The sequence below is a fragment of the Collinsella sp. LCP21S3_A3 genome (genome assembly GCF_052118905.1).
In the GTDB taxonomy this organism is placed as follows: Bacteria; Actinomycetota; Coriobacteriia; order Coriobacteriales; family Coriobacteriaceae; genus Collinsella.
On sequence record NZ_JBQKGH010000009.1, the window covers coordinates 1 to 15505 of the forward strand.

At 59.7% G+C, this 15505-nt stretch carries 10 protein-coding genes and 1 tRNA gene; 7 read left to right on the plus strand and 4 right to left on the minus strand.

What is annotated here, in order from left to right; all coding sequences use genetic code 11:
- Positions 1 to 185: 185 nt before the first annotated feature.
- Positions 186 to 262 (plus strand) — tRNA-Glu (locus tag ACTQ0H_RS05985).
- Positions 263 to 457: 195 nt separating this feature from the next.
- On the opposite strand, the gene ACTQ0H_RS05990 is transcribed toward ACTQ0H_RS05985, so the two are convergent.
- A complete protein-coding gene (locus ACTQ0H_RS05990; protein WP_441547923.1) occupies positions 458 to 2545 on the minus strand; it encodes a glutamine synthetase III family protein in 2088 nt (695 codons plus the stop codon).
- A gap of 495 nt (positions 2546 to 3040) precedes the next feature.
- Between ACTQ0H_RS05990 and ACTQ0H_RS05995 the strand changes: the two genes are divergently transcribed.
- The 6 genes from ACTQ0H_RS05995 (at position 3041) to ACTQ0H_RS06020 (ending at position 10404) form a co-directional block, all read left to right on the plus strand.
- Positions 3041 to 3913, plus strand: a complete 873-nt coding sequence (locus tag ACTQ0H_RS05995) for a methylenetetrahydrofolate reductase (protein ID WP_441547924.1) — start codon at positions 3041 to 3043, stop codon at positions 3911 to 3913.
- Positions 3913 to 4701: a hypothetical protein gene (locus ACTQ0H_RS06000; protein ID WP_441547925.1), complete on the plus strand. Its 789-nt coding sequence runs from the start codon at positions 3913 to 3915 to the stop codon at positions 4699 to 4701. Before ACTQ0H_RS05995 ends, ACTQ0H_RS06000 begins: the two co-directional genes overlap by 1 nt.
- A 9-nt stretch (positions 4702 to 4710) precedes the next feature.
- A complete protein-coding gene (locus ACTQ0H_RS06005) occupies positions 4711 to 7269 on the plus strand; it encodes a homocysteine S-methyltransferase family protein (RefSeq protein WP_441547926.1) in 2559 nt (852 codons plus the stop codon).
- 108 nt (positions 7270 to 7377) lie between these two features.
- Positions 7378 to 8742, plus strand: coding sequence for a PFL family protein (locus ACTQ0H_RS06010; protein ID WP_441068017.1), 1365 nt, complete (start codon positions 7378 to 7380; stop codon positions 8740 to 8742).
- A 317-nt stretch (positions 8743 to 9059) separates the two neighbouring features.
- The gene (locus tag ACTQ0H_RS06015; protein ID WP_441547927.1) at positions 9060 to 9947 is read left to right on the plus strand and encodes a methyltransferase domain-containing protein; all 888 of its coding nucleotides are present in this window, start codon (positions 9060 to 9062) and stop codon (positions 9945 to 9947) included.
- 157 nt (positions 9948 to 10104) lie between these two features.
- Positions 10105 to 10404 carry a YhbY family RNA-binding protein gene (locus ACTQ0H_RS06020; protein ID WP_441547928.1) on the plus strand — a complete coding sequence of 100 codons (300 nt, stop codon included), beginning with the start codon at positions 10105 to 10107 and terminating at the stop codon, positions 10402 to 10404.
- Between the two features lie 61 nt (positions 10405 to 10465).
- Here ACTQ0H_RS06020 and ACTQ0H_RS06025 read toward each other — a convergent pair whose 3' ends face one another.
- From ACTQ0H_RS06025 to ACTQ0H_RS06035, 3 genes are all read right to left on the minus strand, one after another.
- Complete coding sequence (locus tag ACTQ0H_RS06025) at positions 10466 to 13384, minus strand: AfsR/SARP family transcriptional regulator (protein WP_441547929.1); 2919 nt, start codon at positions 13382 to 13384, stop codon at positions 10466 to 10468.
- A 617-nt stretch (positions 13385 to 14001) separates the two neighbouring features.
- Positions 14002 to 14730, minus strand: a complete 729-nt coding sequence (gene nagB / locus ACTQ0H_RS06030) for a glucosamine-6-phosphate deaminase (protein ID WP_427747557.1) — start codon at positions 14728 to 14730, stop codon at positions 14002 to 14004.
- Positions 14731 to 15002: 272 nt separating this feature from the next.
- Positions 15003 to 15470 (minus strand): PTS sugar transporter subunit IIA, encoded by a 468-nt coding sequence (locus tag ACTQ0H_RS06035; protein WP_427719420.1) that lies wholly within the window; start codon positions 15468 to 15470, stop codon positions 15003 to 15005.
- Positions 15471 to 15505 lie beyond the last annotated feature (35 nt).

Below are 15505 nucleotides of genomic sequence, written 5' to 3' on the forward strand. Positions count from 1 at the left end.
TCCGATCTCCCGGGGCCGGCCGATCCGGCCCTCAGGGTATCGGGTTCCCACATTCATCCGCACATGTACGGATGAATGTGGGAGGTGTTCGGATGAAGTTGATAATCAAGGCTCCTGTGTGGTGGTTTTCCAGTTTGCCAACGATATACGCGCCGACAAAAAAGTCTGCTATACTCTTTCCCGCTGTCCCCATCGTCTAGCGGCCAAGGACGCCACCCTTTCAAGGTGGATATCGCGGGTTCGAATCCCGCTGGGGGCACCACAGAATCTGAGAAGCCCGTTACCAATTCAGTAGCGGGCTTTTTGTTACCGATATGCCGGGATTCGAACCCGACAGGTTGCGGACCCCGGCAAATCGGCGGCAAAACGGACTCCAAAGCGTCCTTCGCAATCAAAAAACCGGGGCCCGCGCGATGCGGACTCCGGCTTAATACCGTGACGATATGTTGGCTATGCCCTACACGTAGAACAGAATGTCGTCGTAGGTCGGAACCGGCCAGTAGTCGGCGGCCACGATCTCCTCCATGGCATCCACGGCGGCACGCAGCGTATCCATAGCGGGAACGACCTCGTGTGCATACACATTGGCCTGCTCCTGGCCATCGAGAGCCTCGGCCTTCTGATGCACGGCGTCGAGCGCCTTGATGGAGTCGTTGATGGCGGTGATACCGTTGCAGAGCTTGTTGAGCGTGTTCTGCTCGCACTGCATGGCGGCCTCAGCACCGGCGGCACGAATTGTCTCAAGGCCCTTAGCGACCTTGGTGGCATAGGCGGTAATGACCGGACGATAGGTACGACGTGCCTCGCGAATCATCGTGGTAGCCTCGATGTTCATGAGCTTGTTGTACTTCTCGAGCTTGCAGTCGTAGCGGCACTGAGCCTCGGCCTTGGTCAGAACGCCCGTCTCCTCAAAGAGCGCGATAGCCTTATCGGAAACAAAAGCGGGAAGAGCGTCGGCCGTGGTCTTGTTGTTGGCAAGGCCGCGCTTCTCGGCCTCGATGGGCCACTCGTCGGAGTAACCGTCGCCGGAGAACAGGATGCGCTGGTGATCGGTCAGCACCTTCTTACAGTACTCGAGCGCGGCGTCCTGGAACTTATCCTCGGGCGTACCCTCGAGTGCATCGGCGAAGGACTTGAGCGACTTGGCCACGGCGGCATCGAGCACCAGGTTGGAGTCGGAGACGTTCTGCTCGGAGCCGCAGGCACGGAACTCGAACTTGTTGCCGGTGAAGGCGAACGGAGAGGTGCGGTTGCGGTCGGTGTTGTCCTGCATCAGCTTGGGCAGGGTATCGGCGCCCAGGTCGAGCACGCCGCGCGTGGCATGGACGGAAGCCTTGCCATCGATGATCTTCTCGACGACCTCGGTAAGCTGGTCGCCCAGGAAGATGGACATAATCGCCGGAGGAGCCTCGTTGGCACCCAGACGATGGTCGTTGCCGGCCGAGGCAACGGAGGCACGCAGGAGCTCCTGGTAGTTATCGACGGCCTCGATCACCGCGGTGAGGAAGACGATGAACTGCAGGTTGTCGAGCGGGGTGTCGCCCGGATCGAGCAGATTCTCGGACTCGGTGCCAAGCGACCAGTTATTGTGCTTGCCCGAACCGTTGATGCCCTCGAAGGGCTTCTCGTGCAGCAGGCAGACCAAATCGTGGCGGGAGGCGATGAGCTTCATCTTCTCCATCATGACCAGATTCTGGTCGATGGCCTCGTTGACCTCGCCATAGACGGGGGCGAGCTCATGCTGGCAGGGAGCGACCTCGTTGTGTTTGGTCTTGGCGGGAATGCCAAGCGCCCACAGCTCATCGTCCAGGTCCTTCATATAAGCCGAGACGGTGGGGCGGATAGCGCCAAAGTAGTGCTCCTCGAGCTCCTGGCCCTTACAGGGAGCAGCACCAAAGAGGGTGCGGCCGGTGATGACCAGGTCCCTGCGCTTGCGGTAAGCGTCCTTCTTGATCAGGAAGTACTCCTGCTCATCGCCCACGGAAGGAACGACCTTCTTGGGGGTCTTACCAAACAGCGCCAATACGCGCTTGGACTCACGCGAGAGCGCGGTCATGGAGCGCAGCAGCGGGGTCTTCTTGTCCAGGGCCTCGCCCGTGTAGGAGCAGAAAGCCGTGGGGATGCACAGGACATCGTCCTTGATAAAGGCGGGGCTGGTGGGATCCCAAGCGGTATAGCCGCGGGCCTCGAAGGTGGCACGCAGGCCGCCGTTGGGGAAGCTGGAGGCGTCCGGCTCGCCCTGGATGAGGTTCTTTCCCGTAAACTTGGTAATAGCGGTACCGTCGTGGTTGGGTTCGAGGAAGCTGTCGTGCTTCTCGGAAGTAATGCCCGAAAGCGGCTGGAACCAGTGCGCGTAGTGCGTCGCGCCCTTGGAGATGGCCCAAACCTTCATGGCATGGGCAACGGCGTTGGCCACATCCAGGTCGAGCGGCTCACCGTCCTCGAGGGTTGCAGCAAGGCGATTCCAAATGTCCTTGGGGAGGTAGTCCTTCATGACTTCCTCAGAGAACACCATGGTCCCGAAGCGGTCAGTAAGTTCGGCCATACGGAACTCCCTTCGTATCGGCACCGCGTGAGAAGCGGTGTTGATTACTAACGAACGAGTCATAGCTTAGACTCGCCGTGTTTCCGCGACATTACCGTTATGTTGCCGTCGCGAAACTAATCAATGAGGTTACCGCATCGCGGCAATGTTGCCACCCTCAACAGTCAATCAACTGTATAAATTGCAGACCTCTCCGCATGGTTTACGGGTAGTCTTTTTGGGACGGGGCTTTTTTAGCTGCCCTATTTAAATATGGTCTCAAGCTTTGGAGGCGCCGGATTGGGTAGCTAAAAAAGCCCCGTCCCAAAAAGACTACCCTGCGTACCTGGTTGATGGGGTAAAAAAGCTCCAAATTAGCTACGCTATTATAGGGAATGCCGATAGCGAAGCATCTTCGATTGATATTTCCAAATAGCGAGTAAAACTCCACCGTAGCGCAGCGGTGCTGTAGAATCCTTACAACACATCACGCTAATGTATCTAAAGGAGCACGATATGCGCGTCGACGCGGTTTTTAAGCAGGCAGCATCCCAGGGCACCACGCCCGTTTCGTTTGAGATGTTCCCGCCCAAGGGCGAGCTTACCCTCGACACGGCCCGCGAGTTGGCTGGCAATCTGTGCAAGCTTTCGCCGAGCTTTGTCTCGGTCACCTGCTCGGCCGGCGGCTCGGGCAACGGCTCCGCCACCGCCCCCATCGCGCATATGATTACGGGCGAATTCGATACGCCCTCGGTGGCGCACCTCACCTGCGTTGGTCGCACGCATGCCGATATCGCTGCCAAGATCGACGAATACCGCTCCGCCGGCGTAGAAAATGTGCTGGCCCTGCGTGGCGATCTTCCCGCCGGCGCGAGCGAGGATGACAAGCCCGCCTCGGACTACGCCTACGCCCGCGACCTCATCCCCGAGCTTGTCGACGCCGGCTTTTGCGTGGGCGCCGCAGCCTACCCCGAAGGCCACATTGCCTGTGAGAATCTCAACGCTTCGGTCGAATACCTCAAGCAAAAACAGGACGCCGGCGCGAGCTTCTTTGTGACCCAGCTCTTTTTTGATAACGAGTGCTTCTACCGTTTTCGCGAGCTTGCCGACAAGGCCGGTATCACCGTGCCCATTACCGCGGGCATCATGCCGTTTATGGGCAAGTCGCAGATCAGCCGCATGGTCTTTATGTGCGGCGCGTCGCTGCCCTCCCCCGTCATCAAGATTCTCGCCAAGTACGAGAATGACCCCGAGAGCCTGCAGGCAGCCGGTGTAGATTATGCAGCCCGTCAGCTTTGCGACCTTAAGGAGCACGGCGCCGACGGCCTGCACCTGTACACTATGAATCGTCCTGCGATCGCCGCAACCATTATGGAGCGCCTGGGGTAATGGAAAAACCGCACATCGATACAGCTTTTGGTGAAGTGCCGGCCGACCTTGCGTCGCCGGCGCTCTACCGTATCGATGATGCCCACCATCCCCGCGTCAATCGTGCCGAGATGCTGCGGTATCTGGGTTACGGCGGCCAGCAGATTGAGCCCGAGCTGTCACGACGTATTGAGCTTGTGGTCGAGCGCCTTGAGCTGGACATTGAGCCCCGTGGCGTGCGCCGCGTATTTGCCGTCGATGCCATGGGCGTGGACGAGCAGGGAGAGCCCAGCATCCGTCTGGTTGGAACCAACGTTGAGCTGCGCGGTCGCGATATCTATCGACATCTCAAAGACGCCCGCTTTGCCGCGCTCATGGCATGCACCCTCGGCATGGACGCCGAGCGTCGTCTGCGCACCACGGGAGCCCAGCAGCCCCTAGAGGGAGCCGTGCTCGATGCCGCGTGCTCCGCCTATGTGGAAGCTGCCGTCGAGCAGATGGACCAGCAGGTCAAGGCTGCGGCCGCCGCACACGGACTCGCCGGTAACTGGCGCTTCAGTCCCGGCTACGGCGACTGCCCGCTTACGGCTCAGCGTTCAATCGTGGCTGCACTCAACGCCACGCGGCTCATCGGGCTTACCGTCACACCTACCAGCCTGCTCATGCCCACCAAGAGCGTGACCGCGGTGATCGGCCTGTTTGACGGCGAGGTCCACGACGCCCAGAGTCGCCCCACCTGCAATATCTGCCGCATGCGCGAGCACTGCCGCTTCCGCGCCGCCCACACCACCTGCTATTCCAGCCATTAGGAGCCCCCGATGTTTACTCCGCTTATCACTCATGATCTGGACGGCGCCGCGCTGGCGGCGCCCGTTGATGCCGCCCGCCGCAAGGGCGCCACGTACAAGACGCGCACGATCGACGACCTTTGCATTAAGGACGATCGCCTGCGCGCCGCCATCGAGGGCACGGGGCACCTGCTGTTCGACGGCGGCATGGGCACCATGCTGCAGGCGGCCGGCATGAAGGCCGGCGCCCTGCCCGAGCTGCTCAACTTTGAGGAGCCCCAGGTCATTACCGATATTCAGCGTCAGTATGTCGAGGCCGGCTGCGATGTGATCACCGCCAACACCTTTGGCGCCAACGCCCACAAGCTCGACGGTGCCGCCACCGTGGCAGATGTCTTTGCCGCCGCCGTCGCCTGCGCCCGCGCGGCCGGCGCACACTACGTCGCCGGCGATATCGGCCCCATCGGTGCGCTGCTTCGCCCCTTGGGTACCCTCAGCTTCGACGAGGCCTATGACCTCTTTGCCGAGGAAGTGCGCGCTGGCGTCGAGGCGGGTGTGGACCTCTTTATTATCGAGACCATGACAGATCTTGCCGAGATCAAGGCGGCGGTCCTTGCCTGCCGCGAGAACTCCGAGCTGCCCGTCTTTGCCACCATGACCTTTGAGGAGGACGGCCGTACCTTCCTGGGCACGAGTCCCGAGGTTGCCGCTATCACGCTCGACGCCATCGGCGCCGACGTCCTGGGCATCAACTGCAGCCAGGGACCGGCCGAGCTCCGAGGGCTCGCCGCACGCATGCTCACCGTTACCGACAAGCCCGTTATGGTGCAGGCCAACGCGGGACTCCCCCACGTGGACGACGACGGTAACACCGTCTTTGACATCCAGGCCCCCGAATACGCTCACGCCGTCGCCGGCATGATCGCCGACGGCGTAAGCGTCGTGGGCGGCTGCTGTGGCACCACGCCGGCGCACATGGCAGCGCTGCGCACGCTTATCGATAACCACACGCCCAGTCCGCGCCGCCGCAAGCCCAGCATGTCGGTCACAAGCGCCCAGACCGTGGTGGACCTCCCCTGTGACGGCCACAAGATCGCCGTCATCGGCGAGCGCATCAACCCCACCGGCAAAAAGCGCCTGCAGCAGGCCCTACGCGACGGCGACCTGGACTACGTCGTAAGCCAGGGCATCAGCCAGCAGGAGCAAGGCGCCGACATCCTGGACGTCAACGTGGGCCTGCCCGAGATCGACGAGGTCAAGATCATCCAACAGGCGACCGAACAGCTCCAGGGCTCCACGCTGCTGCCGTTGCAGATCGACTCCACCGACCCCGCAGCCGTCGAGGCCGCCGTGCGCCGCTACGCCGGCAAGCCCATCATCAACTCGGTCAATGGCAAGCAGCAGATCATGGATGAGATCTTTCCGCTGGTCGCCCATTACGGCACCAACGTCGTCGGCCTCACGCTCGACGAAGGCGGCATTCCCGATACCGCCGAGGCTCGCTTCGCCATCGCCGAGCGCATCGTGGCCGAGGCCGCCCGCTACGGCATCGGACCGGACCGCATCCTCATCGACTGTCTGGTCATGACCGCCTCGACCAATCAACGCCAAGCCGAACAGATTCTGCGCGCCATGTCCCTGTGTAAGGAGCGTCTGGGCGTCAAATGCGCGCTCGGCGTGTCGAACATCAGCTTTGGTCTGCCCGCCCGCCCGCTGCTGGGCTCGGTCTTTTTGGCTGCCGCTTTTGGCGCGGGCCTGGACGCCCCCATCATGAACCCGGGCTCCAAGCGCTTTATGGATACCGTCTACAGCTATCGCGTCTTGAGCGTTGAGGACGAGGGCTCGACCGGGTACATCGAGCGCTACGCCGGCTGGACCGATCCGTACAAGATCGCCGCGAACCCGGCGGCGGCTCAGACAGTATCGACCGACACTGTGCCCGCCGCTGGCACCGCCGGCACCGACGGCAACGACGACCCGATTCGTCGCATGGTCGTCTCGGGCCGCAAAGGCGAGATTGCGGCCGAGACCGAGCGTCTGCTGGCAGACCACGACGCCATGGACCTCATCAACAACCACTTTATCCCCGCCCTCGACGAGGTTGGTGTCCTCTTTGACCAGGGAAAGTTCTTCTTGCCGCAGCTCATGGCCTCGGCCGAGGCCGCGCGCGTGGGTTTTGACACCATCAAGCGTCTAATGCCCGCCGGCGAGATTGCCGACAAGGGCAAAATCTGCGTGGCCACCGTCAAAGGCGACATCCACGACATCGGTAAGAACATCGTCAAGATGCTGCTCGATAACTACGGCTATACCGTCTTTGACCTAGGCCGCGACGTCGACCCGCAGGAGGTGCTCAAGACCGTACGGGAGCGCGACATCAAGCTCGTCGGCCTCTCGGCGCTTATGACCACCACGGTCGTCGCTATGGAGGAGACCATCAAACTGCTTCATGCCGAGGTGCCGGGCGTCAAGATCATCGTAGGCGGCGCCGTACTCACCCCCGAATACGCCAAGCAAATCGGCGCGGACTACTACGCCAAGGACGCCGCCGAAAGCGCTCGTATCGCCGAAGAGGTCTTTGGGCAGTAACACAACGGAAACAACCGAGCACCAAAACGTGCCGCATGCGCCACTTGGCACGTGCGGCACGTTAGAATAGACAAGACTATGCTCGTTTTGGCAGATAGGAGTGCAAGGATGGCGATCACGCCCGCAGAAATCGCGGAAACCCGCGGCATGGTTGAGGAGCAGAACCTCGACATCAGGACCATCACCATGGGTATTTCGCTCATGGGTTGCGGCGACGAGAACCTCGACCGCATGTGCACGAAGATCTACGACCACGTGACGCACACGGCTGAGCATCTGGTCGAGACCGCCGAGAACCTCGAGCGCGAGTACGGTATCCCCATTGTCAACAAGCGCGTTTCCGTCACCCCGGTGGCGCAGATCGCCGCGTGCTGCAAGGATGAGGACCTCACCCCCATCGCGCATGCCCTCGACCGCGCGGCCGAGACGCTCGGCATCGATTACCTGGGCGGCTTCTCCGCACTCGTCCAGAAGGGCATCGGCGACGCCGACCGCCGCGTCATCCAGTCCATCCCCCAGGCGCTCGCTACCACCAGCCGCGTCTGCTCCAGCGTCAACGTCGCCAGCCTGCGCGCCGGCATCAACATGGACGCCGTGCTCATGGCGGCTCAGACCATCATCGATGCCGCCAAGCTTACGGCAGATGAGGATTCCGTCGGTGCTTCCAAGTTTGTCTGCTTTGCCAACATGGTCGAGGACTCCCCGTTTATGGCGGGCGCCGTTCACGGCGGTGGCGAGGCCGACGCCGTCATCAACGTAGGCGTCTCGGGCCCCGGCGTTATGGCCGCAGCCCTGGAGAAGCTGCCCGATTCCGCATCGATGATGGAAGTCGCTGAAAAGATTAAGCAGACCGCCTTTAAGATCACCCGTGCCGGCGAGCTCATGAGTCGCGAGGCTGCCCGTCGCCTAGGTGTCGAGAAGGGCATTGTCGACCTGTCGCTAGCGCCTACGCCTGCCGTCGGCGACTCCGTCGCGCGCATCCTCGAGATCATCGGCGTGGGCACCTGCGGTGGCCCCGGCACGACCTGCGCGCTCGCCATGCTCAACGATGCCGTCAAGAAAGGCGGCGTCATGGCCAGCTCCAGCGTGGGCGGCCTCTCGGGCGCCTTTATCCCCGTGTCCGAGGACGCCGGCATGATCGCCGCCGTCGAGGCCGGCGCGCTTTCGCTCGAGAAGCTCGAGGCCATGACCTGCGTGTGCTCCGTTGGCCTGGACATGATCGCCATTCCCGGCGACACCCCGGTCGAGACTATCGCCGGCATTATCGCCGACGAGATGGCCATCGGCGTCATCAACAATAAGACCACGGCCGTGCGCGTGATCCCCGCCATCGGCAAGGGCGTGGGCGACTGCGTCGAGTATGGCGGCCTGTTTGGCCGTGCGCCCATCATGCCGGTGAACCCCAACGCCGGCACCGTGCTTGCCCACCGCGGTGGACGCTTCCCGGCACCGCTGAACTCGCTCAAGAACTAGCTGAAGGGTTCGGGCGGGAGCCCCGGTGAGGGCAAATATATAAGGTCGCCTGCTCGGACAGTCCTGACTCGCACGGAGAGCACATTAAGTGCTCTCCGGCTCGTGCGGAACTCGCGATCGACCTTATATATTTGCCCTCACCGGGGCTCCCGCACAACGGGACCTCAGTTGGGTTCTATCCCGGTTGCAGTTGCTTCGCTCCTGCACCACTTGGCTGGTGCGGCGGTTTGGCGTTGGAACGGTTCTTTTTCTGATATATGCTTGTTGCGGCTCTTCTTTTGGGAGGGGCCGCTTTTTTGTTGTAAGGGGGATGGCCCGTGGCTGATGGTGTAATTCAATCTGAGCTTCTTTCTGCGGATTGGAATGGCGAATGGATGCGTCTACAGGCTGCTCGGCGGCGGGCTGATGATTCTTTTGAGTGGGACAAACGTGCTCGGCATTTTCGTCCACTGGAAACTGCCCCCTACGCCCGAGATTTTATAAAGCTGCTGGCGCTTGAGCCCGGCGAGTCGGTGCTCGATATGGGGTGTGGGGCTGGGTCGATTGCTATTCCGCTTGCTCAGGCTGGACATCCCGTGATTGCCGCTGATTTTTCCCCTGCTATGTTGGGCACGCTTGATGTCGGCATTGAGTACTATGGGCTCGAGGATCGCATTACACCGCTTGAGCTTGCTTGGGATGATGACTGGGATTTGGTTGGACCGGTCGCGAAAGCGGTAGATGTTGCCTTTGCGAGTCGCTCGGTTACTACGAACGACCTAAAAGGCGCGCTTGCCAAGCTCGACCGTACGGCTCGGCGGCGTTGTGCTGTCACGATGGTCGCCAACTCCAGCCCGCGCTATGACCTGCACGTGATGAATGCCATCGGCGCCTCGGTTACCCGTAGCAATGGTTTTGTGTACGCCTTTAACATCCTTATTCAGATGGGTGCACTACCGCAGGTCACGTATTTTGAATCGCCCCGTCGTGACACCTTCGATAGCCTCGAGGCCGCCGTGGCAGACCTCTCCCGTATGCTCGAGCATGGCAACGAGGATAAGATCGATCGTCTGCGCGACTATATCGCCCAACATATGATCGAGAACCCCCATGCCGGCGAGCCGGGATCCAAGGGCGTGCCGCAGGGACGTTACATGCTCGACCACATCCGCAAGGTCCGATGGGCGTTCATTGCCTGGGAGCCGGTCTCTGCGCCCCGACCGTAGCCCATCTAAAGCATGCATCGTCTACCCGCCCGGCATCCGCATTCTTTGCGAACTGGCAAACGCGCTCCACACCGCGCCGTTCCTGCGCTATCGTGGGACAGCTCACGTAGATTAAGGCCCCATCGCGGGGCGCCCCATACATAGAAAGCGAGATCCCATGGCACTGACAGGAGCCCAGGTCAAGCAGCTTCGCAGCATGGCCCATCACCTCAACCCCGCCATCATCATCGGTAAGTCCGATGTCAACGAGGGTACCGTCGAGCAGACGGCCGCCTACCTGGAAAAGCACGAGCTCGTTAAGTGCTCCGTGCTGGACGGCTCCAGCCTTTTTGCCCGCGAGGCCGCCGAGGAACTCGCCGAGCGCTGCCACGCCGACGTCGTTCAGGTTATCGGCCGCAAGTTCTCGCTGTATCGAGAGTCCTCGCGCAAGGATATCGAGAAGATCAAGCTCGTCTAAGGGCCGATCGGTTCACACAGAGCAAGCCTGCGGGCGTCCGAATGATGCGGGCGCCCGTTTTTTATCGCTCAATGAACGGTCGGTTGACCCTGCTTTCGACCAGACGCTCGTAGAGACGCTTGGTCTCGGGCTCGGGAACGCCTGCGACCTGTTCCTTAAGATGATGGATATGCCCGCTATAGAGCTCGACGATATCGCGGCGTCTCCCCGCCGCTCCGTACACGCGCATGGCGCATCGCACCATGTCCTCGCGTGCGGTCTCCTGACGTAGCCCCGCTTCTACCAGCCAGATTGCCGACTGCAGGTCGTTTTCTTCCAAGGCAGCGCTTGCTCCCACTATCATGCAGTCGATAAACTTCGACTGCATGATGCGGCGCATGCGCAAAAAGTACGTCGGATTGCAACCGTTGGGGATATACAGCGGTCCGGTATAGAGCTGTTCGATCTTAAGACACAGCTCGACCAGGTGAGGCCCACGCACTCTTGTGCGATTACCCAAAATCTCGCGGCTTATCTGCTCAAATAGCTTCACATCGGTCTTAACGTAATCCCTGTTGAGGCCAAGGCAGTCGTTTTGAATCAGGACGCACGACTTGCCATCTGGCGTGGGTCCCAAAGCGGATCGTAAGCGTGACACAGTCGAATACAAGTTGTTACGGGCGCTACTGTACTCGGCATGTGGCCACAGTTCCATAGCCAAGGTCTCGCGATCGACAAACGAATCGATACCCAACGCAAGCCGCTCGGCAAGCGTTGCCGCTTTCTTACGACGCCACATCTTGTCTGTGATGGGAAATCCGTCGCGCTCGGCACGAAACGCGCCAAACATGCGAATCTCGATATGATCGATAGCGTCGACGGGTTCGACCTCGCCGACCTGGAACAGCCGCTCGCTCTCTCCCTCCAAATCGTCGCGCAGCGAATATCGCGATAGCTCACGCACCGGGAGCTTCTTTCGAATCTTGGCAGCAGGCTCGCCCAGGCAATGCATCGCAAGGCGTGCAAACAGCCGATACGCTGGCTCCAGAATCCCAGAACGATTCATAGACATCCAGGCGGCAAGATCGCTGTCACGGCCCGCAGACGCCAAATGCAGCGCTACGGCCCAAGCCTCCGCGCCGCCGACTTGTGTCCGACTTAGGTCGAGCAGCTCTGCCTCTTCTCGTACCGACACCATCGACGTATTGCGAAGGCTTGATGCACGCTCCAACAGCAACGCGTTGTCGCGCATGTATGCGATCGACTCGTCAGCAAGCTTGAGTACCTGGACCGCGCGGAACTTCGCGTTGACCGGGCGCCCCTCGGCGAGCGCCTGCCAGCCTTCGAGTAGCAGGCCAAACAGCTGGATTTGATTGTCACGCACGCGCACGGCAAAGCGATCGAGCTCATTAAACGCCGTATCGTCAGTCATTGGCAGGCCTGCAAGCAGACGCCGTGCCGCCAGCACCATACGCACCCAGACAGCCGGTGCCTTAAGCCCACGAGCATCGAGTGCCTCCCGTGTTCGAGACATCTCGTCGTCACGCTCATCGATTCCCATAAAGGACCCATCGAAGAGCTCCGCCAACATCCGATCTGCCCGTATGAGAATCTCTGCAATATCGAGTTCGCAATCATATACCTTGTTCGCCTTGAGTCCCGAAAGTGCTGCGCCGTCTTTCGCCTGTTCGGTCAGCCGGCTCTTAACCTCGATATGCGCCGACAGCATATCGAGCGCAGCACAAGATGCCTCATTTTTTGGAAGCGCAGGATTGGCTGGAAGCCCAAGCTCGCAATCTCCATAACAGACGACCGTAAGCACCTGGGCGACTTTCCAAGAAACCAAATCAATCTCGCGGACCGACTGTGCGCTCGCATGTTCGACAATCGAGGCCATATACCGGGCCAGTTTAGTATTCGAAACGCTTACCGCCGCCAAATAGACACCAAGTGCCTCGGTGGGCGTCGGCTCCAACGCGGGCTTGTCGGCATCCGTCGTCCTCAGTACCGCGCGACAGACATCCCCTCCATGCCCAGTCAGAGCCAAATCGACACCATACTGTCCAGCAAGCTCAAGGACGGCGTCGCGATCCAAAAAGGCATCTGCCAAATCCATCGCAGCATCGCATCGGCCCGCCTTGAGCAGAATGCGTGCCGCGCGCATAACGAGCTCTGGACGAATTTCCGCAACCATTTTTCGTAATCTCAGGCGCGCGTTATCCTCGGTGCCCATACACGTAAAGCTTCGGTCGACCGGATCGACACCAAAAATCGGATAATCACGAACAAGATAGGACTGATCGATCATGGAGAGCCTGACACCGCATGCCTCAAGTTCCGCAATCTTGCCCTCGCCCATCAGGGCCATCACGCACGCCACGTTAAATAGGGCGCCGTTATCGATTGATGCCATATCGGCAAGTGCCGCACCGTATACGTTGACAATCTCGTTTTCGAGCAAGCTGGCAACGTCGCCCTCTCCGTACAGCCCCGTCTGCATAGCCGAAACCAACTCGGGAACACCCTGTGTGAGCTGGTAAAAATCGAGCGACGTGCTAATCGAGAACGCCGATGCCCAAGCCGAATACTCATAGGCATGCACCTTGAGCATCTGCGCATTGATCTTGACCGAGTCACCCAGCCCGCGAATCAACTGGCGATTTGAGGGGCGGCAGGTGACAAAGACCCCGATCCCCATAGTGCGCAGGCCTCGAATTCGATCGATAAGCTCCTCGGTATCTTGCTGATCGAGGTTGGGGACGTTATCAATCGCAATCAACGATCGCGGTTTGTCCTCAAGTTCATCTGTGACCACTTCGAGCTGCATAAACACCTCGCGGGCAATCGCGCGGTCAGCCTCGATGATTCGTACCAGACCGCGCGTCGGGTCGCTTTTGACTTCCTGAGTGTACTGAAGCAATATCGATGTTTTCCCAAACCCATCTGGTGCATAGAGCAACACAATGCCCGCCTTGCGGCCCTTGACAATCAACTCGCTCATCAGGCGATCACGTCGGACCATATAACCTGTGCCCAATGGCGCCAATTCGAGATCGTCCGTATCGTTCAGCCCGTTCATCATGCTCGCTCCTTACCTCGGCCACATGGACACCGTAATCGCAAGACAGCCCAAGCCATCCCGTAAATCGAACGACGCAGAGTTTTAGGTTGTCTTTCGGTTCGCATTTGGCAAGTTTTTGTTCAGCGAGCGCCGATTGAAACTTTTCCCCCAACCAACCGGTCTTTGCGCAGGTCAATGCGCTTGCCAGCATGTCCCACTCATTTGGCAGTGTAACGCAATGGGGCTTGTAATATTTTGTTGCGCAACTCGCCTACGCGCTGCTACCGTTTGCGACTCATTAGTAGCATTTTTGAATAGAATATGCTAGAGAATGCATCACACTATACGAGGCACCACCGTCAAGCTTTTGGCAAGCTAATGTTATGCACACCATAAAGCCCGCGCTCATTCTGATTCCGCTGGCAGATATTGCGGACGGATGCAGCATAAGGGCCCATGAGTCTATAAGCTAGCCGCCATCCCGCATATGCATAATAAAAAAGGCCCCCGCAGAACGGGAGCCTGTAACAAAGTAATAACAAATCGCTCGGATTGTACTACTCGCAGAGCGAAAGGGCAGCCTCGTCGGCAACGACGACGCAGTTGGTGTGCAGCTGCAGGATCGAAGCCGGGCACTCGGGCGTAACCGGGCCATAGCACATATCGTGAACAGCCTGAGCCTTGGCCTCGCCGTTGGCGACGACCAGGATCATGCGGGCATACATGATGGTCTGGGTACCCATGGTGTAAGCCTGGCGGGGAACGTCGTCGATGCTATCGAACAGGCGGCTGTTGGCCTGAATGGTGCTCTCGGTGAGGTCGACACAGTGCGTACCCTTGGAGAAGTGGTCATCGGGCTCGTTGAAGCCAATATGACCGTTATTACCAATGCCGAGCAGCTGCAGATCCGGGTAACCGGCGGCAGCGACGATCTTATCGTACTCGGAGCAGGCAGCGGCGGCATCGGGGTTGGAGCCATCGGGCACGTGCGTGTTATTCAGATCGACGTTGATGTGATCGAAGAAGTTCTCGCGCATGAAGTAGTGATAGCTCTGGGGATCATCGTGCGAAAGGCCGCGATACTCGTCCAGGTTATAGGTGCTGACCTCGGAGAAGTCAATATCGCCCTTCTTGTACCAATCGGCGAGCTGCTTGTAGGCGCCAATCGGAGTGGAGCCGGTGGCAAGACCGAGCACGCAATCGGGCTTAAGGATAACCTGCGCCGAGATGATATTGGCGGCCTTGCGGCTCATATCCTCGTAGTCTTTAGCTTTAATGATCTTCATTACGCATCCTTTCTCGTAGAAGAGAGGCAAGGCTCCCCTTACAAGCACTTGCCCGCGGCCTGCGTCGGCCGCAACCAACGTGTGCGGCCACCAGGGCGAGGTCGCGTAATGTATGTATCTCGTGTCTAGCCGCGTCGAGGCCCCTGCCCGTCCACGGTGACCCGAAGCCTTTTAGCCTCGGACATTTTTCATCTTGCCACGGAGGGCGCCCTCTTTCAAGGGCGCCCTCCGTAAACGTGTTTGAATTGTAGGCCAAAGGGCAAGCGAACGAGTTAGCGCTCGCGAGCGACGATGAGCTGATCCATCTCCTCGACATGCTCGCCGACGGAGCCCTTGATGCTCGAGAACTCAACAGAGTTGCACACCAAAATGGGAACCGTCACATCGTAGCCCTCGGCCTCGATTGCCTCGCGTTCAAACTCGATAAGCACATCGCCCTTATGGACGATATCGCCCACCTGTGCATGCACGGTAAAGTGTTTGCCCTCAAGCTGAACGGTATCGAGTCCAACGTGGATTAAAACATCCAAGCCATCGACCGTGTTGAGCGCAACGGCGTGTCCCGTTGGAAAAATCGCCTCGATCTTGGCATCCGCAGGTGCAATCACGCGCGTGCCCGTAGGCCGAATGGCAACGCCTTGGCCCAAAAGGCCAGTGGCAAACGTCTGGTCGTTAACCTCGGAAAGCGGAATGACATCGCCCGAGATGGGAGCATCCAGCGTAAGGACTCGACCACGCATACCAAAAGACCTTAGGACTTTAGTGAACATGCTCC